The organism is Bacillus sp. FSL K6-2861, assembly GCF_038630725.1.
In the GTDB taxonomy this organism is placed as follows: Bacteria; Bacillota; Bacilli; order Bacillales; family Bacillaceae; genus Bacillus; species Bacillus velezensis.
The window spans coordinates 584,586-604,747 of sequence record NZ_CP152037.1; the positions used below are offsets into that span (position 1 = coordinate 584,586).

20 protein-coding genes and 1 pseudogene are annotated in these 20,162 nt (G+C 46.5%); 11 read left to right on the plus strand and 10 right to left on the minus strand.

Features of this window, described 5'->3' with window-relative positions:
- Positions 1–15 precede the first annotated feature (15 nt).
- The 4 genes from NYE62_RS02910 to NYE62_RS02925 form a co-directional block, all read right to left on the minus strand.
- Complete coding sequence (locus NYE62_RS02910) at positions 16–738, minus strand: gamma-glutamyl-gamma-aminobutyrate hydrolase family protein (RefSeq protein ID WP_015416922.1); 723 nt, start codon at positions 736–738, stop codon at positions 16–18.
- A 126-nt stretch (positions 739–864) separates the two neighbouring features.
- Positions 865–2,493: an ABC-F type ribosomal protection protein gene (gene abc-f / locus NYE62_RS02915; RefSeq protein ID WP_040238486.1), complete on the minus strand. Its 1,629-nt coding sequence runs from the start codon at positions 2,491–2,493 to the stop codon at positions 865–867.
- 277 nt (positions 2,494–2,770) lie between these two features.
- Positions 2,771–3,298, minus strand: coding sequence for a GNAT family protein (locus tag NYE62_RS02920; RefSeq protein ID WP_040238485.1), 528 nt, complete (start codon positions 3,296–3,298; stop codon positions 2,771–2,773).
- 116 nt (positions 3,299–3,414) lie between these two features.
- Positions 3,415–4,272 (minus strand): YitT family protein, encoded by an 858-nt coding sequence (locus NYE62_RS02925; RefSeq protein ID WP_032866769.1) that lies wholly within the window; start codon positions 4,270–4,272, stop codon positions 3,415–3,417.
- Positions 4,273–4,554: 282 nt separating this feature from the next.
- Between NYE62_RS02925 and NYE62_RS02930 the strand changes: the two genes are divergently transcribed.
- Both NYE62_RS02930 and NYE62_RS02935 read left to right on the plus strand, forming a co-directional pair.
- The gene (locus NYE62_RS02930) at positions 4,555–5,688 is read left to right on the plus strand and encodes a glycerol dehydrogenase (protein ID WP_007609719.1); all 1,134 of its coding nucleotides are present in this window, start codon (positions 4,555–4,557) and stop codon (positions 5,686–5,688) included.
- 145 nt (positions 5,689–5,833) lie between these two features.
- Complete coding sequence (locus tag NYE62_RS02935) at positions 5,834–7,045, plus strand: Bcr/CflA family efflux MFS transporter (RefSeq protein WP_015239269.1); 1,212 nt, start codon at positions 5,834–5,836, stop codon at positions 7,043–7,045.
- A 28-nt stretch (positions 7,046–7,073) separates the two neighbouring features.
- On the opposite strand, the gene fabF is transcribed toward NYE62_RS02935, so the two are convergent.
- Positions 7,074–8,309 (minus strand): beta-ketoacyl-ACP synthase II, encoded by a 1,236-nt coding sequence (fabF, locus tag NYE62_RS02940; protein WP_253613184.1) that lies wholly within the window; start codon positions 8,307–8,309, stop codon positions 7,074–7,076.
- Positions 8,310–8,417: 108 nt separating this feature from the next.
- Between fabF and NYE62_RS02945 the strand changes: the two genes are divergently transcribed.
- Positions 8,418–9,257 carry a helix-turn-helix transcriptional regulator gene (locus NYE62_RS02945; protein WP_014417044.1) on the plus strand — a complete coding sequence of 280 codons (840 nt, stop codon included), beginning with the start codon at positions 8,418–8,420 and terminating at the stop codon, positions 9,255–9,257.
- A 41-nt stretch (positions 9,258–9,298) separates the two neighbouring features.
- Here the strand turns inward: NYE62_RS02945 and NYE62_RS02950 are convergent, their stop codons facing one another.
- A complete protein-coding gene (locus NYE62_RS02950; protein WP_342497222.1) occupies positions 9,299–10,042 on the minus strand; it encodes a sulfite exporter TauE/SafE family protein in 744 nt (247 codons plus the stop codon).
- Positions 10,043–10,199: 157 nt separating this feature from the next.
- Positions 10,200–10,657 (minus strand): annotated as a pseudogene (locus NYE62_RS02955) (GNAT family N-acetyltransferase).
- A gap of 131 nt (positions 10,658–10,788) precedes the next feature.
- On the opposite strand from NYE62_RS02955, the gene NYE62_RS02960 reads away from it, so the two are divergent.
- The 4 genes from NYE62_RS02960 to NYE62_RS02975 all read left to right on the plus strand — a co-directional run bounded on the left by NYE62_RS02960 (position 10,789) and on the right by NYE62_RS02975 (position 14,308).
- On the plus strand, positions 10,789–11,610 hold the full coding sequence (locus NYE62_RS02960; RefSeq protein WP_032866761.1) for a MerR family transcriptional regulator: 822 nt from the start codon (positions 10,789–10,791) through the stop codon (positions 11,608–11,610).
- A gap of 215 nt (positions 11,611–11,825) precedes the next feature.
- On the plus strand, positions 11,826–12,698 hold the full coding sequence (locus NYE62_RS02965) for a DMT family transporter (protein ID WP_144664547.1): 873 nt from the start codon (positions 11,826–11,828) through the stop codon (positions 12,696–12,698).
- 174 nt (positions 12,699–12,872) lie between these two features.
- Positions 12,873–13,490, plus strand: coding sequence for an NUDIX hydrolase (locus NYE62_RS02970; RefSeq protein ID WP_144664548.1), 618 nt, complete (start codon positions 12,873–12,875; stop codon positions 13,488–13,490).
- A 35-nt stretch (positions 13,491–13,525) separates the two neighbouring features.
- Positions 13,526–14,308, plus strand: a complete 783-nt coding sequence (locus tag NYE62_RS02975) for a class I SAM-dependent methyltransferase (protein ID WP_015416930.1) — start codon at positions 13,526–13,528, stop codon at positions 14,306–14,308.
- Between the two features lie 47 nt (positions 14,309–14,355).
- Here NYE62_RS02975 and NYE62_RS02980 read toward each other — a convergent pair whose 3' ends face one another.
- Positions 14,356–15,414 carry a tartrate dehydrogenase gene (locus NYE62_RS02980; protein WP_144664550.1) on the minus strand — a complete coding sequence of 353 codons (1,059 nt, stop codon included), beginning with the start codon at positions 15,412–15,414 and terminating at the stop codon, positions 14,356–14,358.
- 182 nt (positions 15,415–15,596) lie between these two features.
- On the opposite strand from NYE62_RS02980, the gene NYE62_RS02985 reads away from it, so the two are divergent.
- The gene (locus NYE62_RS02985; RefSeq protein WP_040238476.1) at positions 15,597–16,283 is read left to right on the plus strand and encodes a GntR family transcriptional regulator; all 687 of its coding nucleotides are present in this window, start codon (positions 15,597–15,599) and stop codon (positions 16,281–16,283) included.
- Positions 16,284–16,423: 140 nt separating this feature from the next.
- Complete coding sequence (locus NYE62_RS02990) at positions 16,424–17,617, plus strand: macrolide family glycosyltransferase (protein ID WP_031378603.1); 1,194 nt, start codon at positions 16,424–16,426, stop codon at positions 17,615–17,617.
- 57 nt (positions 17,618–17,674) lie between these two features.
- Here the strand turns inward: NYE62_RS02990 and NYE62_RS02995 are convergent, their stop codons facing one another.
- Positions 17,675–17,929 (minus strand): hypothetical protein, encoded by a 255-nt coding sequence (locus tag NYE62_RS02995; protein WP_040238473.1) that lies wholly within the window; start codon positions 17,927–17,929, stop codon positions 17,675–17,677.
- 231 nt (positions 17,930–18,160) lie between these two features.
- Between NYE62_RS02995 and NYE62_RS03000 the strand changes: the two genes are divergently transcribed.
- Together NYE62_RS03000 and NYE62_RS03005 are read left to right on the plus strand one after the other, a co-directional pair.
- Positions 18,161–18,430: a hypothetical protein gene (locus tag NYE62_RS03000; RefSeq protein ID WP_007409303.1), complete on the plus strand. Its 270-nt coding sequence runs from the start codon at positions 18,161–18,163 to the stop codon at positions 18,428–18,430.
- A 135-nt stretch (positions 18,431–18,565) separates the two neighbouring features.
- Positions 18,566–19,924 carry a serine hydrolase gene (locus tag NYE62_RS03005; protein WP_144664551.1) on the plus strand — a complete coding sequence of 453 codons (1,359 nt, stop codon included), beginning with the start codon at positions 18,566–18,568 and terminating at the stop codon, positions 19,922–19,924.
- A 52-nt stretch (positions 19,925–19,976) separates the two neighbouring features.
- On the opposite strand, the gene NYE62_RS03010 is transcribed toward NYE62_RS03005, so the two are convergent.
- Complete coding sequence (locus tag NYE62_RS03010) at positions 19,977–20,150, minus strand: hypothetical protein (protein WP_007409301.1); 174 nt, start codon at positions 20,148–20,150, stop codon at positions 19,977–19,979.
- Positions 20,151–20,162: the final 12 nt, after the last annotated feature.

Genomic DNA, 20,162 nt, shown 5'->3' on the forward strand with positions numbered 1-20,162 from the left:
TATGATCTGCTTTTTTTATGTGCTGACCGCATCCATGAAAAGAGAAAAAAGCTTTTTCATGTCTTCATGTTTTTTTGTCAGCATTTCAGGATGCCATTGCACGCCGACGACAAATAATTCACCCGTCCGTTCAATCGCTTCAATGGCCCCGTCTTTCGCATAAGCCGCCACTTTAAACAAAGGCGCCGTCTCTTTTATGATCTGGTGATGGAATGAATTCACCCGCGCTGAATCACCAAACAAGGAATGAAGACGTGTCCCTTTTTCAAAAGAAACATGATGGGTTTTTAACGGCGGATCTTTTTCTTGATCATGCTTAATGTCAGCAAACGAAGCGTGTGTCAGGTCTTGATATAAAGTTCCCCCGTAAGTGACGTTTAACATATGCATCCCCCGGCAGATGGCCAGAATCGGCTTTTCTAAAGCAACCGCCGTGAGAATCAGCTCCTTCTCGTAGGCGTCTCGATCAGGAAAGGTCTTTCTTAAAGCCTGTAAAGGTTCTTCGCCGTAAAACAGCGGGTCTATATCCTGACCGCCGGACAGAATGATCCCGTCAACATGAGAGACCTGTTCCTTTAAAAGCGCCGTCTCTTGAATCACCGGCAATATAAACGGCACACCGCCGGCCTCAGAAACAGACTGAATATAATCATTATTGACATATGCCCTATTATAACCCGGGAAAGGGCCGGATTGATCAGCCATAATGTTTCCCGTAATTCCGATGCGTTTGGCCATTCTTCGCCCCCCTGAACCATGCTCATAATTAATCTGAACGTAGGTTGTACAAATCAGTTTGAAATTATTCTTCATGATACGTGAGCTTTCCAAAACAAAACCCGTGACAATCACGGGTTTTTACATTCATTTCAATTTCTTGATTTCTTCCGTCAGCTCTTTGAATTTTTGATCAAGCTCACGATATTGTTTATCAGCCGGAGTCATGAAGCTGAGTTTTCCGAGGACTTCCTGCCGTTCGGTCTCAAGCTTTAATCGCAGTTCTTCAGCATCGTCTCTGACGGAGGGAGATTCTTTCCATTGTTTTCGGACGCTGCCGTTTGAGATATCAAGCCGGATGTCCGTCGTCTTTTCGACAAAGTAACGATCATGAGATACGATGATGAGCGTTCCGTCGTATCGGGCCAAAGTGTCTTCAAGCTGCTCGCGTGACGGCAGATCAAGGTGGTTTGTCGGCTCATCCAGAATCAGCACATCTTTCTCCTCTAAAATAAACGCCATCAGTTTGCATTTGACCCGCTCTCCCATGCTCATCTTGCCGATGGGTTCCGTCCATTGCGCTGCGGTAAATCCTAAATGCTTCATGAGGGATTGGACATTTCCCCTAGCTTCGAACGTTTCTTTGTAAAAAAGCTGTTCGGGGGTTTTATCAAGCGGAAGGTCGAATACTTCCTGCGTTAAATATCCGACGTTTGCAGACGGAGAAATCCATATGCCGCCCTGCGCTTTTTCCTGACCGAGGATGACCTTCAATAATGTTGTTTTCCCGCTGCCGTTCGGGCCTGTAATCGCGATCTTTTCACCGTGCATCACAGTGAAATTCACGTTTTTGAAAAGCGTTCGTCCGTCATATGACTTTGTGACATCCCTTACTTCTAAAAAACGCTTTCCCGCTTTTTTGCGGTGCTCAATGGAAAAACGGACTTCATACTCCGCTTCAACCGGTTCTGCTTTCGCTTTTTCAAGCTCTTTTTCAAGACGCTTCTGCTTTGATTTAATCTGGGCGTCCGTGCGTTTTGCTTTTACGCGATGGTATTCTTTAAAGCCTTCTATTTTCGTTGATTGGGCGTGGGCTTTTTTTGACCAGGCGCTCAGCTCGTTCATTTGAGCTTCAATCCTTTTGACCATATTCTGCTGATTCTCATATTCGCGCTGCTGTGTCAGCCTTCTCTGTTTGCGGACCTCCATATAGCTTGAATAATTCCCTTTATGTTCAATGAGTTTCTTTCCTTCGATGGCCCAGATTTTTGTCGCCGCTGCATCTATAAAAGCACGATCATGCGAAACAAAAATAATGGTGCCTTTGTAATTCTTGATCTGATTTAGCAGTATTTCCAAACTGTGCTGATCGAGGTGGTTCGTCGGCTCATCTAATAACAAAAGGCTGCTTGAGGAGGAGAAACCTTTGGCAAGACGGGCTTTCAATTTTTCTCCGCCGCTTAATTGCGAAAAGGCGCGTGCGGGTACGTTCCACTTTTCTAACAAGGCTGCCTCCGCAGGCTCCGGATGGCCGGAATCATAAGCTTCTGTTTCTTGTTCCACCATATATATGTTCACATCTTGCATCATCTGGATCTGTCCTTGTGACGGCGCTTTTTGATTGCAGATCAATTGCAGCAATAACGATTTGCCGGCGCCGTTTTTACCGATAACGCCGATGATGTCACCTTGCTGAACGCTCGCGCTGATTTGTTCAAAAAGGGGAACGCTGTTGATTTCATAACTGATGCCGCTTATTTTTAACATTTCTTTCATATGTCAATCCCTCGCTTTAAAGGGAGGACCAAAAAAATCCTCCCAATTGATTTGGAAGGATTAGCCGTACCTGTGCATGATCAAATAAGCTATTTTTACATAGCTTTCGTATCGTATAGAAAATGGGCAGACTAATCCTATTTTTTCTGATTTGAAATATTTGATTTCAAACGGTCAAAATAAGATTAGTTAATCATTGTCCACCCATCATCCCTTCGTATTTGTTACAAACAGTGTAGCACACACTTATCTGTAAAAGCAAAGGGTATAAGCCTTTTTATTCCAGATTGGAGACTTCCCATTCTTCTTCTAAAACGGCATAATAATATTCGTCCCACCATTCATTATCATGGGGGATGCATTTTTTAAAAAAGCCTTCCCGTCTCATCCCGATCTTTTCCATCACCCGGTGCGAAGCCATGTTTTCCGGCTGACATGTCGCAATGATCCGGTGTAATTTCATCTTGTTAAACCCGAATGCCAGCACGGCGCGCGCCGCCTCTGAAGCATATCCTTTGCCCTGGTATTCCGGGTGAAACACCCAGCCGATTTCATACGTATGATCGCCAAAATACTGAAAAAAAGCAATGTGGCCAATGACCGTTTTCTCATCCTTCAATAAAACGGGAAACTTCCCGGCATGTTCACCGCTGTTTTCAGTAACGAATTTCCTGGCATCTTCTTCGGTAAAGACACCCTCTGGTATATATTTCATGACATTCGGATTTGAGGTGTACGCATAGACATCCTGCCAATCTTCCGGTTCAAATGTCCGGATTACGAGCCTGTCAGTTTTGATATTCATTTTTTATGTTCCTCCATCAAAAAAGGTTTCATTTACTACTTCGATTGAAAGATGTAAAAACCTTTAAGCGGGGAAGAGCCGAATAAAAAAAGCCTGCAGCTATACACTGCAGGCGGTTATTTTTCATTTCCGGCGGCGGGCAGGTTTGTAAACCCGAATTGCCCTCCGACAGCTTCTTTTACTTCATGAATAACGATAAATGATTTCGGATCAATTTTTTGAACATGTTTTTTGATTTTCAGCAATTCGTTCTTTTTAATGACAACATAGATAATGCGCTTGTCTTTGCTGCCGTAATACCCGTATCCGTAAAAAATCGTCGCCGCGTTGCCGTACTCGGAGGTGATGGCTTTGGCGATTTCTTCGTATTGGTCAGACATAATGGTGAGAGCTTTTTTATTATGGAAACCCTCAATGACAATATCGACGATTTTGGCGCACAGATATACGAATATAAACGTATACAGCATATGATTGATACCGATCGCTAAAACGGATGCGAAAATGATGACACAATCCATATAAAACATGCTTTTGGAGATGTTAAAGCCCTTTGTGTAATTTAATAAATACGCCAACAGCGTGGTCCCGCCGGTAGATCCGTCAGCGATAAAGATCAATGCCAGCCCCGCTCCCATCAGCAGAGCGCCGAATACAATCCCGAGCACCATATCGTGCACGCCGAACGGAATAAAGCTGACGATGCTGAGAAAAACAGAAGTCATTCCCGTACCGAGTATCGTGTATAAAATCGTTTTTTTCGTTAAAAATTTATAAGCCAGCCCGATAAAAATCAAATTTACAACCAGAGTCGTAATACTTGCAGGTATATGGAAAAGATAATATAACACGAGAGCGATTCCCACGGTGCTGCCGTCCCCTAAATGATTCGGGATGACGAAAAATTCCACGGACGCCGCAATAAGAAAGGCTCCGGCCATAATCATCAGTATATCCTTGCAAATGTTCTTCATGTGCAAACCTCCTCCGCAGTCAAAAATATATAAAAAACAAAAACGCCTCAAAAATTATCCAGCAGAACTAAATAATTTTTAAGACGAATCATTCACAATCTCGTTTGTTCATTCAGTAAAGAATGATCAGCTTCAATATCGAAGATTATATAGACACCTTCACATCTTGTCAATGTCGTGAAAATTGATTTTTCTGCAGTGTATATGAGGTTTAAATCAAGTTAAAACGAGGAATTATATCAGAAGAGTTTTCATTTCTGCTCTATCAATAAGAGAAATGTAATGAGAGACAACGAAGAAGGGATGATGACATTGGAACGAATTTTTATCAGTCCGGCCAAATACGTGCAGGGAAAAAACGCCATTAAAACGATCGGCGGACATCTGGAGGGCGTTGGTGAAAAAGCCGTCGTCATCGCGGACAAAACCGTATGGGATATCGCGGGCCACAAGGTGACGGCTGAATTAAAGAAAAGCAATATCTCTTCTGAAGAGGCGGTTTTCAACGGCGAAGCCTCCCAGGAAGAAATGAAAAGAATTGCCGGCATCGCAGAAAAAGCAGGCGCGACTATTGTCATCGGAGTCGGCGGCGGTAAAACGCTTGATACGGCCAAAGCCGTATCAGATGAAATAAACGGCTATACCGTTATCGTGCCGACGGCCGCTTCAACGGATGCTCCGACAAGCGGGCTGTCTGTCGTGTATTCTGAACAAGGCGCGTTCGAAAACTATCGTTTCTATCATAAGAATCCTGACCTGGTTCTGGTCGATACGAAAATCGTCGCGGAAGCTCCGCCGCGCTTTTTAGCATCAGGGATTGCCGATGCAATGGCGACGTGGATAGAGGCGCGCAGTGTCATCGCCAATGGCGGTAAAACGATGGCAGGCGGAATTCCGACAATCGCCGGAGAGGCTATCGCGGAAAAATGTGAAGCGGTATTATTCAAATACGGCCATCTCGCTTATGAGTCTGTGAAAGCGAAAGCCGTTACGCCCGCATTGGAAGCGGTGGTTGAAGCCAATACACTTCTGAGCGGACTGGGATTTGAAAGTGGCGGCTTAGCTGCGGCACATGCCATTCATAACGGATTTACCGCGCTTGAAGGTGAAATCCATCACTTGACCCACGGTGAAAAAGTGGCATTCGGCACGCTCGTTCAATTGGCGCTGGAAAAACGTTCGCTTGAGGAAATTGAGCGGTATATCGCGTTTTATATCAGCTTGGGGCTGCCTGTCACACTTGAAGACATCAAATTGAAAGACGCATCTAAAGAGGACATTATGAAAGTGGCAGAAGCCGCGACGATTGAAGAAGAAACAATTCATGCCGCTTTTGACGTGACGGCTGACGACGTGGCGGATGCCATTATAGCGGCTGATCAATACGCAAAAGCATTTAAAGAAAAACACGCGTAAAACCTTTTACCGCGTGACCCGGACCCAAGGGCTGTTACAGCCCTTGGTTTTTTTGCGCCCTTTGAAAACTTTTAAAAATAAAGAAAAAATTATGATACAATATACAAATGTTTTGAGAGATTGACAAAGGAAAGGTGGGAACGATATGCTGCATAATCCGACCGGTAAGGAGCGGCTTGCGCTGGCTTTTCTTCTCGGAATGCTTGCGATACTGGGGCCGCTCAATATAGATATGTATCTGCCGAGTTTCCCTGAAATCGCTGAAGATTTAAGCGCCCGAGCATCGCTTGTCCAGCTCAGTTTAACCGCATGTCTGATCGGACTGACAATCGGACAGGTTGTTGTCGGCCCGTTAAGTGACGCGAAGGGAAGAAGAAAACCGTTATTACTATGTATTTTTTTATTTGCGTTGTTTTCTCTGTTTTGCGCACTTGCACCGAACATTACTACATTAGTGATTGCCCGTTTTCTTCAAGGATTCACCGCTTCGGCAGGACTCGTTTTATCCCGTGCAATCGTCAGAGATGTGTTTTCGGGAAGAGAGCTTTCTAAATTTTTCTCGCTGCTGATGGTCATTACCGCCGTCGCGCCGATGGTGGCGCCGATGACGGGAGGCGCGATATTACTGCTTCCGTTTGCATCATGGCATACGATTTTTCTCTTTTTAACTTTTATCGGGTTTTTGCTTGTTCTCATCATTGCGCTCAAGCTGACAGAAACCCTGCCGCCGGAAAAACGGATTCCGAGCTCCATCGGAAATTCCGTGCGGACAATGGGAAGCCTGCTGAAGGATCGGTCATTTATCGGCTATGCGCTGACGGTCGGTTTTATTCACGGCGGGAGCTTTGCGTATGTCTCCGGAACGCCTTTCGTGTATCAGGATATTTACGGAGTCTCGCCTCAGGTATTCAGTGTTTTATTCGGCATAAACGGTCTGGCGATCATTACCGGAAGCTTTATCATCGGGCGTTTCGGCGGGATCATTCACGAAAAAAGCCTGTTGAGAATCGGCGTGATTACAGCGATGACGGCGACTGCCGTTCTGCTCGTCATGACGATCATTCACGGACCGCTGGCGGCACTGGTGATTTCAATTTTTATTTATATGATTACGATCGGCATGACGCTGACAAGCACCTTTACATTGGCGATGGAAAAGCAGGGACACCGCGCGGGAAGCGCAAGCGCACTGCTCGGCATGCTTCCGCTTCTTCTCGGTTCCATCGTGTCGCCGCTTGTGGGGATGAATGAAGCGACGGCCGTCCCGATGGGGGCAATTATGTTCACGACATCCGTTATCGGTTCCATCGCTTTTTTCGCCTTAACAACAAAACCGGAGAAAGCAAAAAAGGAGTGAAATGATTCACTCCTTTTTTTGATGCCCGTTATTCATATTTCTTCAGCACGATCGCCGAATTATGCCCGCCAAAGCCGAATGAGTTGGAAAGGCCGATCGTTAACGATTGCTGGCGGGGCCCGTCTGCTACATAGTCCAAATCACATGCCGAATCAGGGTTTTGCAGATTGATTGTCGGGGGGATGATGCCGTGTCTCAAGCTCTCTGTCAAAGCGATGGCTTCAACGCCGCCTGCCGCGCCAAGCATGTGGCCGAGCATTGATTTGTTGGCCGTAACCGGAATATCATACGCAAGCTCCCCGAATAATGTCTTGATGGCCAATGTTTCAGAAAGATCTCCGGCTTTTGTGCTTGTCGCATGGGCGCTTACGACATCAATGTCTTCCGCTGAAACATTCGCCTTTTTCAAAGCGTTTTTCATCGCCAGGTATGCGCCCGTTCCTTCCGGATGGGAGGCCACCATATGATAGGCGTCAGAGCTCGCACCGTAGCCGAGCACCTCACAAAGGATCGGGGCATTTCTGCCGATTGCACTATCCAATGATTCCAATACTAAGATGCCCGCGCCTTCACTCATGACAAATCCATCACGATCCGCGTCAAACGGACGGCTTGCAGCGGCGGGGTCTTCGTTTCTCGCTGACAGCGCGTGGGCATTGCCGAAGCTGGCTAATGACAAATTCGTAATCGCCGCTTCCGCTCCCCCGGCAAACATGATATCTGCGTCATCATTCCGGATGGCGTTGAATGCTTCCCCGATCGACGTATTGCCGATGGAACACGCGGTGACGGGAGAAAGTGAGGGGCCGAGCGCGCCTAATCTGATGCTGATTTGAGCGGCGGCCGCATTTGAGATCATCATGGGGACAAGGCTTGGGCTCACTTTTCGCGCTCCCCGTTCATTTAAAGTATGAACGTTATCAATCAAAGTCGTGATGCCGCCGATTCCCGAGCCGACGTACACGCCGAGGCGTTCACGGTCAATCTGATCGAGCTGAATCCCGGAGCTTTCAAGCGCCTGTTCCGCTGCCGCTAAAGCAAACTGGCTGAAACGGTCAAGCCGTCTCGCTTCTTTTCTGCCCCATCTTTCTTCTGCGTCAAAATCAAGGACGGTGCCGGCTATTTTTGTCTTGGAGCCGGAGACATCAAACGAATCGATGAAAGAGATTCCCGATTTTCCTTCCGTCAGGTGTTTCCAAAATGTATGCACATCATTGCCGAGAGGTGAAATCACTCCCATTCCGGTGATCACAACTCTTTTCATGGTCATTCCTCCTTCGGTATGTATTTATTGTAACTCGCAATTATCCTATTACAAGTTGTTGTTTATCCTAGTATAATAAATACCAGGGTAAGAGAGGAGAGATTCGGTATGATACCAGAAGGAAGATTGCAGGCGCTCTCAGAGTTTTTAAAAACGCAGCGGGCCAAAATTTCTCCGCAGATGGCCGGGCTGCCGATGGGCACACGGAGAAGAACGCCCGGACTCCGAAGAGAAGAGGTCGCGCAATTAGCCGGCGTAAGCACCACGTGGTATACGTGGCTGGAGCAGGGCAGAGACATTAAAGTGTCCGCAGCCGTATTGGACGCCGTTTCCGATGCGCTGCAGCTGAACAAAGATGAGAGAAATTATTTATACGCGCTTGCCATTGAGGAGGGCGTAAAGCAGCCGTTTACCGCGGAGGAAGAAGCGGTTATCAGCCCGTCCCTTTCAAAAATCCTGCAGGAGCTCCGTTATTGTCCCACCATTATCTCGGACAGGCGGTGTCATATCGTAGGGTGGAACCAGGCTGCGGCGCACGTGTTTTTAGATTTTGAACAAATTCCTCCTGAAAAGCGGAATCTCATAGAGCTATTGTTTTCCAGAAAAGAATTAAGAAGTTTAGCCGTGAACTGGGAGCACTTTGTGAAAGGATTCATCGCCATTTTCAGAACGTATTACGGCCAGTATGTAGCTGATACGTGGTATTCTCAGTTTATAGAAGAAATGGAGAAAACGTATTCGGAATTTCATACGCTGTGGAATGAGAGCGAAGTCAGCTCGGCACCCGAAGTATTAATTGAGTTCCGCCACGCGAAGGCGGGAAAAATGGTCTTTAACCTGACTTCATTTCAGGTTCAGGGCAACAGTGATCTGCGCTGCAGTGTGTATACACCGGTAGATCATACCGAAACGGAAGCAAAGCTGAAAAAGCTCTTCGAAAACAGATGAAGAACAGAACAAAACGGGAGGCGGCCGCCTCCCGTTTCAGTTTAAAATAAAAGCATGAGACCGGCGATGGCCGGGGTTAAAAAGATGGCTGATTTCAGAATGACTTTCGGCACGAGTTTGGTGAATTTCGCTCCGACATATGCGCCGCACATCGTTCCGATCAGCACTTTGACCAACAGCATATAATCGACAAATCCTTCCGTCACATAACCGAGTCCTCCGCCGACCGCAAGCGGGATAATGACAAGCATGGTGGTGCCGACCGACTGGCGGATGGATAAGCGCAAAAGAATCATTAAGCCGATTTGGATGAAAGGGGCAGAGCCGATCCCGAACGTTCCGGACAAGATTCCTGCGATGACACCGAGTACAACGGCTTTCACCCATATGTTCAGATTGCTTTGCTGTCCCGAATCTTCTTGTGTTTCTTTTACAATAAATAACCGGACTAAAATAAGCAGAGCAGATAAAAACAGCATGCCCGCCGTCAAGTAATGCAGCAAATCTGCGGGGATAAGGGAAGTAAGCCTTGCCCCGAAAAACGAACCGAATGCCGCAAAAACGCCGACGATGAGACCGATCTTCATCTGAATATTGCCTTCACGGTAGTGGCTGAATGCCCCCGACAAACTTGTGAAAGCCATTCCGGCAAGGGAGGTGCCTAAAGCCGTATGAATCGGTACGTGAAACAGTATAGTTAAAAGTGCAATGACAAAACCGGCTCCCCCGGCGCCGATAAACCCGAGAATAATCCCGAGAAGAAACATAACGAGTATAATAAGCACAATCTTCTCCTCCATTTAGATGCCTGATCACCATGTTCCGCTCCGCTGTATCAGGTTTTAATAATCGACCGTAGTCCGTCGACCGTCGTCTAATATCTTTATGTTACCTCAAATTTAAGGTATTGGCAAGAAGCCGAATTGCTTTTATACAGAGGGTTTACAGCTCTTTCACCATCACTTTTTCCCCGTTTGAGTCCAGCTCTCCATTGAATAAGAAGCCGAATTTTTGATAAAGCCGCAATGCGTGCACATTATCTTCAAACAGGCTTAAATAAATCCGTCTGCAATCATATATTTGAGTGAGATGACGGATTAGGGCATCAAGCAACAGCTTGCCCAATCCCCGTCCCTGATAGCGTTCATCAATAAAAAACGGTCAAGCCACACTCTGCCGTTTTCATTTTCCTCATCATATTCCGGAAACCATCCGTACATGGCAAAGCCGACCAATTCCCCGTTAACATAAAGACCGGCCGGCTGATAATGCCGGCAATCCTCAGCATCTTGTAAGCACTCTTCCGCGGTTTCAATAAATGAAGTCTGGCTTTCCCTTACATGAAGCGCCAGTATATCGGCACGGTTTTCTTCCGTGACTGTTCTGATTTCAATCGTCATACTTGATACTCCTCTTCCGCTTTTTTTGAGACGGTAAAGCTTTCATTGCGTAAGCCATTTGTGAATCAGCCTTCTCTCGGATACAATGATCATCATAAAGGATATGGTTACCGTATAGTCAAGGAGGCATTATGAGCGAAGACGTCAGAAAATACTTCACAACGGGTGAATTTGCAAAACTGTGCCACGTAAAAAAACAAACCCTGTTCCATTATGACGAGATCGGCCTGCTTTCTCCGGAAATCAAAAAAGCGAACGGATACAGATACTATTCCTATCATCAATTCGAACTGTTCCAGGTCATCGGTCTGTTTAAGGAGGTCGGCGTGCCCTTGAAGCAGATCAAACCGCTCTTAACAGACAAAACCCCTGAGGGTATCATCACGCTTTTAAAAGAGAAATCTTCAGAAATCGAAAGCAAAATCAAAAAGCTGGAGCACCTGCAAAGGATGATTCGGACAAAGGTGAAGCTGACCGAACAAGCCTTGGAGACAGACTTTTCCTCCGTCTCATTGCAGCGATTAGATGAAGAGACACTTATGATAGGACGGCCCGTACTCCATTTGCCAGAACGGCAATATACTGCCGCCATTTCCGAATTGATCCGCTATATGCGGGTACATGAGCTCGATCAGGGGCATCCGGTCGGCGGACTGTTTGCGCGGGAGCAGATTCTGAAAAAAGAATTCTACAACTACACCCATTTTTATATGAAGACAGAAGAAGGCATAGAGAATAGAGACCTCCATATCAAGCCGAAAGGGCTTTATGCCGTCGGGTACCAAATAGGGGATGAAGCGGAAGCAGCTTACCGCAGCATCATGCAGTTTATTGAAGAGTATGGGCTGGAAATGGGCGATTATGCATATGAAGAATATATGCTTGATGAGGTTGTGGCGGACGGGTTTGACAATCAGATCACAAGAATCCAGCTGCAAGTCCGCAATCCATAAAGCCGATGCCGCCGTTCATTTACGTCTTTTAACAGACCTTGTATAATGAGAAAAATCAGATTGCAATTGAGGTGAAAAACGATATGTTTCTAGCGCCCTTATTTGAACATGATGTACCGGCAGCACTTCTCCGCCCTTAATGGAGGAAAGTGACTGTGCTTCTCTCCGTTAGGGCATATGACGTGACCTAATATGATAACGGAGGGTGCATCAAGTTGAAAAATACATTGTTCGGTTCGATTTATTTGGCATTGGCGGCCAGTATCTGGGGCGGTATGTATGTCGTTGTAAAAGTTGTGGTAGCGGTCATTCCGCCGCTTGAACTGGTATGGCTGAGATATGCGGTGGCGCTTCTTTCGCTTTTGGTTCTCAGTTTGTTTACACGCCAATCCTGGAAAGTTCATAAACGTGATTTATTACTGATCGCTGCGATCGGATTGATCGGCAACACGATTTCGATCGTCACGCAGGAAATCGGCACGAAATTATCAACCGCGCAGATGGGTGCGATTATTACGGCATCCACTCCCGCATTTATGGTTGTATTTGCCCGGCTGATGTTGAAAGAACGGTTAACGCTGAAAAAAGGAATATCGACAGGGCTGGCGACGATCGGAGTATTGCTCATTGTGGGGAACGGAGATCTCAATATGTCGAGCCAGCTCGGCGGTCTCTCGCTTCTGGCTGCGGCGCTGACATGGGCTTTGATGTCCGTGCTGATGAAACGGGTTCCCGGCCATTACTCACCGCTTGTCGTCACAACGTATTCCATTTGCGTCGCATTTGTCATCCTGACCCCGTTTACAGCGGGCCCGCTTCGGGAGATTCCTTTGTCTCAGCTTGCCCGGCCTGAGATATGGGGCGGACTTTTATATCTGGGTGTGATCTCAACCGCCTGCGCGTTCATGCTTTGGAATCGCGGATTGCAATTGCTGAATGCGGCAAGCGGCGGTCTGTTTTTCTTCTTTCAGCCGCTTTCCGGGACATTGCTCGGCTGGCTGCTGCTGGGAGAGACGATCGGAGGAACCTTCTGGATCGGGGCGGCCTTTATTGTTTCAGGCGTCGTTCTCGTCATGAAAGAAAAATAGAAAATGAAAAAAAGCCATTCAGCAAATGAATGGCTTTTTTCTGATTTTCCGGCAGGATTCGCCCCTCCATAAACAGAAAACAAGGAGCTAAACGGATCATGGGCACCGGTACTCTCAAGGTGCAATATCCTGACCCCAGGGGTTTCGTCAATTAATATAACGGGCGGTGAAAAAATGGAGCCAAAATGGCTAGATTGGGCAAAACAGCTTCAATCCGCGGCGCAAGCGGGGCTGGCTTATTCCAAAGACATATATGATATTGAGAGATTTGAAGAAATAAGAAAAATAAGCGTGGATATCATGGCGCATCATACCGGCATCGACAAAAGGATCATCAAAGACGTATTCGCCGGTGACACGGGCTATCCCACTCCGAAAGTTGATATCAGAGCGGCAGTTTTTAAAGATCAGAGCATATTAATGGTAAGAGAGAAAAGCGACGGCAGATGGGCGCTGCCGGGCGGATGGGCTGATATCGGGATTTCTCCGGGCGAGACCGCTGTCAAAGAAGTAAAAGAGGAGTCAGGAATCGACGTAAAGCCCGTTAAACTGTTAGCTGTAATGGATAAGAAATGCCATTCCCATCCGCCGTCCGCCGCCCACGTTTACAAAGTGTTTATCAAATGCGAGATCATCGGCGGCCGGATCAGGGAGGGAACAGAAACAAGCGCCGCCGGCTTTTTTGCGGAAACGGAACTGCCGCCGCTATCTGAAGCCCGCAATACAAAAAGTCAGATTGAAAGGATGTTTGCATATCTCAAACATCCGGACGAACCCGTTTATTTTGATTAAGGCAGCAAGCAGAAAGAAAAGGGGGCCCGAGTATAATGGAGGATTCAATTAAACAGCAGGCGCAGCGGCAATTTGCCAAAAACGCCGCGAAATATGTGACTAGTCCAGGACACGCCGCAGGAGAGGATTTGGCGTATCTCGTTTCAGCTTCCGGTGCCGAAAAGCATATGGACGTGCTGGATATCGCGACGGGAGGCGGACATACGGCTAACGCTCTCGCTCCTCTCGTACGCTCTGTTATCGCCTATGACCTCACGGAAGAAATGTTAGCAGCCGCTGAAGCATTTATAACCGGAAACGGATGGACGAACGTGTCATTCGAAAAAGGCGATGCTGAAAAGATGCCGTTTTCCGATGCTGCTTTCGATATCGTCACATGCAGAATCGCGGCGCATCATTTTCCCGATGTCAGAGCCTTTGTTCATGAAGCGTTTCGGGTTGTCAAACCGGGCGGCAGACTGCTTCTCATTGATAATACCGCACCTGAAAAGGATGAATATGACCATTTTTATAATGACATTGAGAAGAGACGGGATCAGAGCCACTTTCGGGCGTGGAAAAAAACAGAATGGCTCCGTTTTCTGGAGACAGCCGGCTTCCGGATTGAATCCGCTGTCTGCTTTTTGAAACCATTTCAATTTACCGTCTGGTGTGAACGGGCAGGCCTGACTGAAGAGAAAGCCGCATTACTGGAAAAACAGATGCTGGATGCTCCTCATGATATACAGCGGTTTTTTTCTGTAGAAAAGGATCAATCAGGCCGTATTGCGGGCTTCACAGGTGAATCGGCCTGTTTCTGCGCGATCCGTCCCGTCTGAGACGAAAAAAACCGCTGTGCAGTTTTTCTGCCCGCGGTTTTTTCGTATTATCTGTTCTTGATTTGAGAAATAATAGCGGAAGTGACATCTTCCGTTGAATGTTTTCCGCCGACATCAGGAGTCAGAATGCCGCTGTTTGTGACCGTTTCAATAGATTTTAAGAGGAGATGGCCCAGTTCCTCTTCTCCGAATGAATCGAGCATTAATTTCGCCGTCCATATTTGGCCTATAGGATTGGCAATTCCTTTTCCGACAATATCCGGGGCGGAGCCGTGAACAGGCTCAAACATGGAAGGATATTTGCCGTTTACATTGATGTTGGCTGCGGGAGCGATTCCGATGCTTCCCATAATCGCCGCACCGATATCTGTCAGCACATCTCCGAACAGATTCGAAGCGACAATGACATCAAAGCGTTCCGGCTGCGTGACAAAGAAGGCCGCCAGTGCATCGATGTGCTGGGAATCCGTCTCAATCCCGGCGTACTCACGGCTGACCTCTTTAAAGATGTTATCCCAGAACGGCATCGAGTGAACAATACCGTTTGATTTCGTCGCGCTTGTGACGTGTTTCCGCCGACTTGCCGCCAGTTCGAAAGCATACCGCATTACTCTTTCCGTACCCCGTCGGGAAAAGACCGCGTTTTGTATGGCGATTTCGTCCTCACCCTGATAGATTCTGCCGCCGACAGAGCTGTACTCGCCCTCACTGTTTTCGCGGACGACTATCAGATCAAAATCCTTCGGGTTAACGAGGGGGGAAGTGATTCCCGGCAGGAGCTTTGCCGGCCGCACATTAATCACCTGTTCAAATTCCCGGCGTATCTTGATGAGCAGCCCCCACAGCGAAACATGATCGGGGACGAGTTTTTGATTCCCCACCGCCCCCAAAAACAAAGCATCAAAGTGCTGTAACCTTTCTAATCCATCATCCGGCATCATAGTCCCGTGCTCCAAATAATACTCGCAGCTCCACGGAAAAGAAGTGAAATCAAAGGCAATGCCTCCATGTAATTCGGCAATCGCATTCAACACCCGCTCCGCTTGAGGGACTGTTTCTTTCCCCACACCGTCCCCCGGTATGCTGGCAATCTTGTATGTTTTCATGTTTCCGTCACCTCTGAATGAATTGTTTTCGGTTTACGGCAGACCGTCGACCGTCGTTCATTATAATTCCATATTACGCCACCTCCGATATGCTGACAAGCTCGGGAATGTTGCTTCCATAGATAAACTGTTATATGATCTTGGTAACAATAAGGCCTAAATTGTATGAAGAGGTAGGAAAGATGGATAATTTTAAATTAGATAAGCCAATCCCGTATTATCTGCAATTTTATTCCCAATTGAAAAAAATGATATTTGACGGGATTTTTAAACCGGGTGAACGGCTGAATGAGACTCAGCTGGCCAAGGATTTCGGAGTCAGCCGGTCGCCGGTCAGAGAAGCCATGCGGCTCCTTGAAAAGGACGGGCTTCTGACGGCAGACGATCGAAACGGCTTTGTCATTTATTCTTTGTCCGTTAAGGATGTTGAAGAGATTTATAAAATCAGAATGTCACTTGAATCACTGGCAGTCGAACTGGTTATTGATGAAGCGGCTGAGAGTGAAATTGACCTCATTGAAAAACAGCTGCGCGAGACGGAAGAAGCCATCAATAAAGGCGTCAAAGAGACTGAGATTATTTCCTTGAACGAGACGTTTCATCAGCTCCTTGTGGATTTCAGCCATAACAGCCGGCTGGCCATGCTGCTTGAGCATGTCAATGTGCTGATTCATTTTTGCAGAGTTCTTAATTTTAAAGGCGATGACCGTGCGGAGGTTATCCTGCATGAGCACCGGAAAGTCTTTGAAGAAATAAAAAAGGGCGACAAAACAAAAGCCGTGCAATATATGACGGAGCATCTCAAGCATGATGAAGAACATCTGAAAGGCGTGCTGAGAGCGGAAGAAACAGACGAATCATCACGATAGACAAGGTGAAATGCCTTGTCTTTTTTTGCCGATGTCATCGAACCGTCATAAAGACCCGACGGATGTTCCTTGCATGATTTTTTCCGCGTCATTTATGATGGATATGGAAGAGACGCAAAAAAGGCAAAGGAGATTGAAAAATGGCGAAACATATTCTGATGATCAATTTTCCCGCAGAAGGACACGTAAACCCGACATTGGGTATGACAAAGGCCTTCAGCGAACGGGGCGATCACGTTCATTATATCTCAACGGAAAAATACAAAAGCAGACTGGAAGGAGTAGGGGCGAAAGTTCATCTTCACAGCGATCTGCTCAGAATGACACCCATTGATCCCGGCAGTCCGTCCGGCATACTTGCATTTTTAAAGGTTCATATCAAAACGTCACTGGAGATTTTACATATTGTGCAGCGGCTGGCAGAGGACATTCAATTCGACGCCGTCTATTATGATAAATTCGGTGCGGGAGAGCTGGTGCGGGATTATCTCAACATTCCCGGCATCTCTTCTTCAGCGTCCTTCCTGTTCAATGAAGACCGTCTGAAAATACTGCCGCTCCACCCGGAATCGGGCGTGCCGTTTCAGCCGGACAGGGAATGTGAAGAGCTGTTGGCCGAGATGAAAGACAAATACGGTGTCGCCCCTGACAGCATGGTTCAATTTATGAACAACACAGGTGAATTGAACGTCGTCTATACAAGCAGATATTTTCAGCCCGAAAGTGAGACATTCGGAGATGAGTATTTATTTATCGGTCCGAGTTTTCCGAAGAGAAAAGGGCGCGTCGACTTCCCGATTGACGCATTAAAGAATGAAAAAGTCATTTATATCTCAATGGGAACGGTGCTCGGGGACACGGAAGCGTTTTTCAATCTGTGCATAGACGCGTTCTCAGATTTTGAAGGAAAAGTAGTCATTGCCGCCGGGGAAAAAGCCGATCTGTCGAAAATCAAACAGGCGCCGGAAAACTTTATCATCGCCCCGTACGTGCCGCAGCTTGAAGTGCTGGAGCAGGCCGACGTGTTTGTCACGCATGGCGGAATGAACAGTGTAAATGAAGGCATTCATTATCAAGTGCCGCTGGTCGTCATCCCGCACGATAAAGACCAGCCGATGGTTGCGCGTCGCCTGACTGAATTGGATGCAGGCTATACCGTGCAAAAAGATGAAGTAAGCGCTGAAAAGGTAAAGCTTGCCGCGGAAGAAGTGCTGCATAACGGAAAATACAAACAAGGCATTCAAGCCATTAATGAAAGCTTTAAAGAATGTACGAACATGAAGGATGTTCTCGCCCGGATCGACCGGTTTATTGAACAAAAACATGCTCAATAATACATGGAAAAAGCCTGTTTCCTCTGCCAAAGGGAAACAGGCTTTTTATAATGGCTTTTAGATGATGTGATGTTCTTCATTTGCAAGTTTCACAAGAGTCAAAAGAGATTCTGCCTCACGTGCGTCGAGTGTTTTTGCCAGACGGTTTTTTTCAAAGATCTGCTGGCCGAAGACATTCACAGACGCCTGGTCAACCGCCGTGTGCCAGTCCTTTTGTGAATGATTCTCAGAAAAAGAGAAAACGAACACGGTGAAGACCGCTATAAGCATCGCCATGACCCAAAATTTTTGCCGATTTCCTGCTGCTGACATAGGCCGCCTCCTAAACATTTTACTGGTATTAGATCATATATGAGCTGTTTTTAACAGAGTAAAGAAGTCATTATTTCATGTAGTCCAAATGAAACGGAGCACAGCCGAAAGCCCGCCGGTCAGGCCGATGAGCCAATTCATATTTTGTTCATATTTTATTAAAAGTTTATCCAAGTCTGTCCTTTACAGTAGATATAACCACAAAATGCTGCTGAAAGGAGCCTTTAAAAAATGCATATTCATATGATCAACAAAAACCAGTTTGAGAGTGACTTGGAGGCGGCCGGCTTCAGCCGTCAGGCAGATGATATTATCGGCAAAATGAAAGAGTACGTAACGGAATACGCGGCTTCATCCGAACGGTTCCTGATTGAAATTCAAACCGTCATGAACGAATACAAAGCCGTCGTCTGCGCGATGTTTTCGACCATGGAAATTGCCGGTGCAAATAAAGACGAGAAGCATGTTGAATTCGAAGCCTGCACAGTATTGTGTGAATAAAAGACATTTATCAAACCTCCGCGGCTGCCTGAACGGCAGTATACTGACTGTGTTTCGAGAAGGGAAAATATTGAAACTTCTAAAGCGGCCGTTCGTATAAAAGAGTAAATCAGCTTGTATATGGAGGTTCGTGAAATGAACGATAAGAAAAAACAAGCGTTTGAACAGCTTTTCAGCACTTTAGACGAAAGACATGAAATAAACGGCGCTGTATTGGCAGCGGAAAACGGCCGCATCTTATACCAGGGTTCATTCGGCGCTGCAGAACTGAAAACAAAGAGGATGCTGAATGACCAATCGGTCTTTGAATTGGCCTCAGTATCGAAGCCGTTTACAGCTTTAGGCGTTATCATTTTAGAGCAGCAAGGGAAGCTGCGTTATGACGATATGATAGAGCGGTGGCTTCCTGATTTTCCTTATCCGGGCATTACCATTCGGCATTTACTCCATCATACGTCAGGATTGCCGGACTATATGGAGTTGTTCTTAACACATTGGGACCGGGAGAGAATTGCCGTTAATCAAGATGTGATCAATATGCTCAAGCAGCATAAGCCGGATGCTTATTTCCCGCCGGGCAAGGAGTGGCTTTACAGTAATACGGGGTATGTGGTGTTAGCGGTTATTATAGAAATTGTATCAGGCATGAGTTTTGCTGAATTTATGAAACAAGCCGTATTTCATCCGCTTCGTATGCACGATACGCGGATTTATAACAGAAGGCTGAGTAAAGAAAACATTCCGAACTATGCATATGGCTATGTGTATGATGTTCATTCCGGAGAATATGTGCTGCCGGATGAACTTGAGGAAACTGATTATGTCGTCTTTCTTGACGGAATTCAAGGTGACGGAACCGTTAACTCCGCTATTAGAGATTTATATCTGTTTGATCAGGCTCTTTATACGGAAGAAATCATCGGCAAAGAGTCTAAAGATCAAGCGTTTACACCGGGCTATTGGAATGAAGAAGAGCAATTCGGATACGGATTTGGCTGGATGATTCAAAACAGCCCCCAAAAAGGGAAGGTTATCAGTCACGACGGAGGCTGGCCGGGCTATTCAACTCTGATGATCCGGTATATTGACCAGAATAAAACATTGATTTATCTCAGCAATATGGAACAATCGTATCAATTTGAACAAGCTGTAATTGCCGCGGCTGTAAACATCTTATTTGATCAGCCATACGTGATTCCGAAACGTCCGGCAGATCAGAAAAAAGCAGATATCGATCCTGCGATTTACAGCAGATTTACCGGCAATTACTCATTTCAGGATGACACACATGCATCGGTGGCGGTAAAAGAAAACCGATTGTATCTTACAATAGACGGGCAGACTCCATTCGAATTATTCCCAATGACGGAAACCCGTTATTTTGTCAGGGCGCTGCCGCTTGAAATTGAATTTGCAGGTGATAAAGCACAAACAGCCCCGCATTTCGTTTTATATCAGGACGGCACAGAAGAAACGGCTGTGCGGATAGACTGAGTGACATGCAAAACAAAACCGCCGTCCTGAGAAGACGGCGGTAATAGAAAAGTCAAACCCCTTTGATGACGCGAAATTTTCTTTTCGGCTCTGACATAAATATAGAAGAAAAAATCATAGCTCCGAGCATTGTGATGTATTCCATATAAAGCGAAACTTCTGCCAAAACCAACCCCGCAATCATTAAAACAGCGCCCAATACCACCGCAAAAACCTTCGTTTTCATGATGAGTTCCCC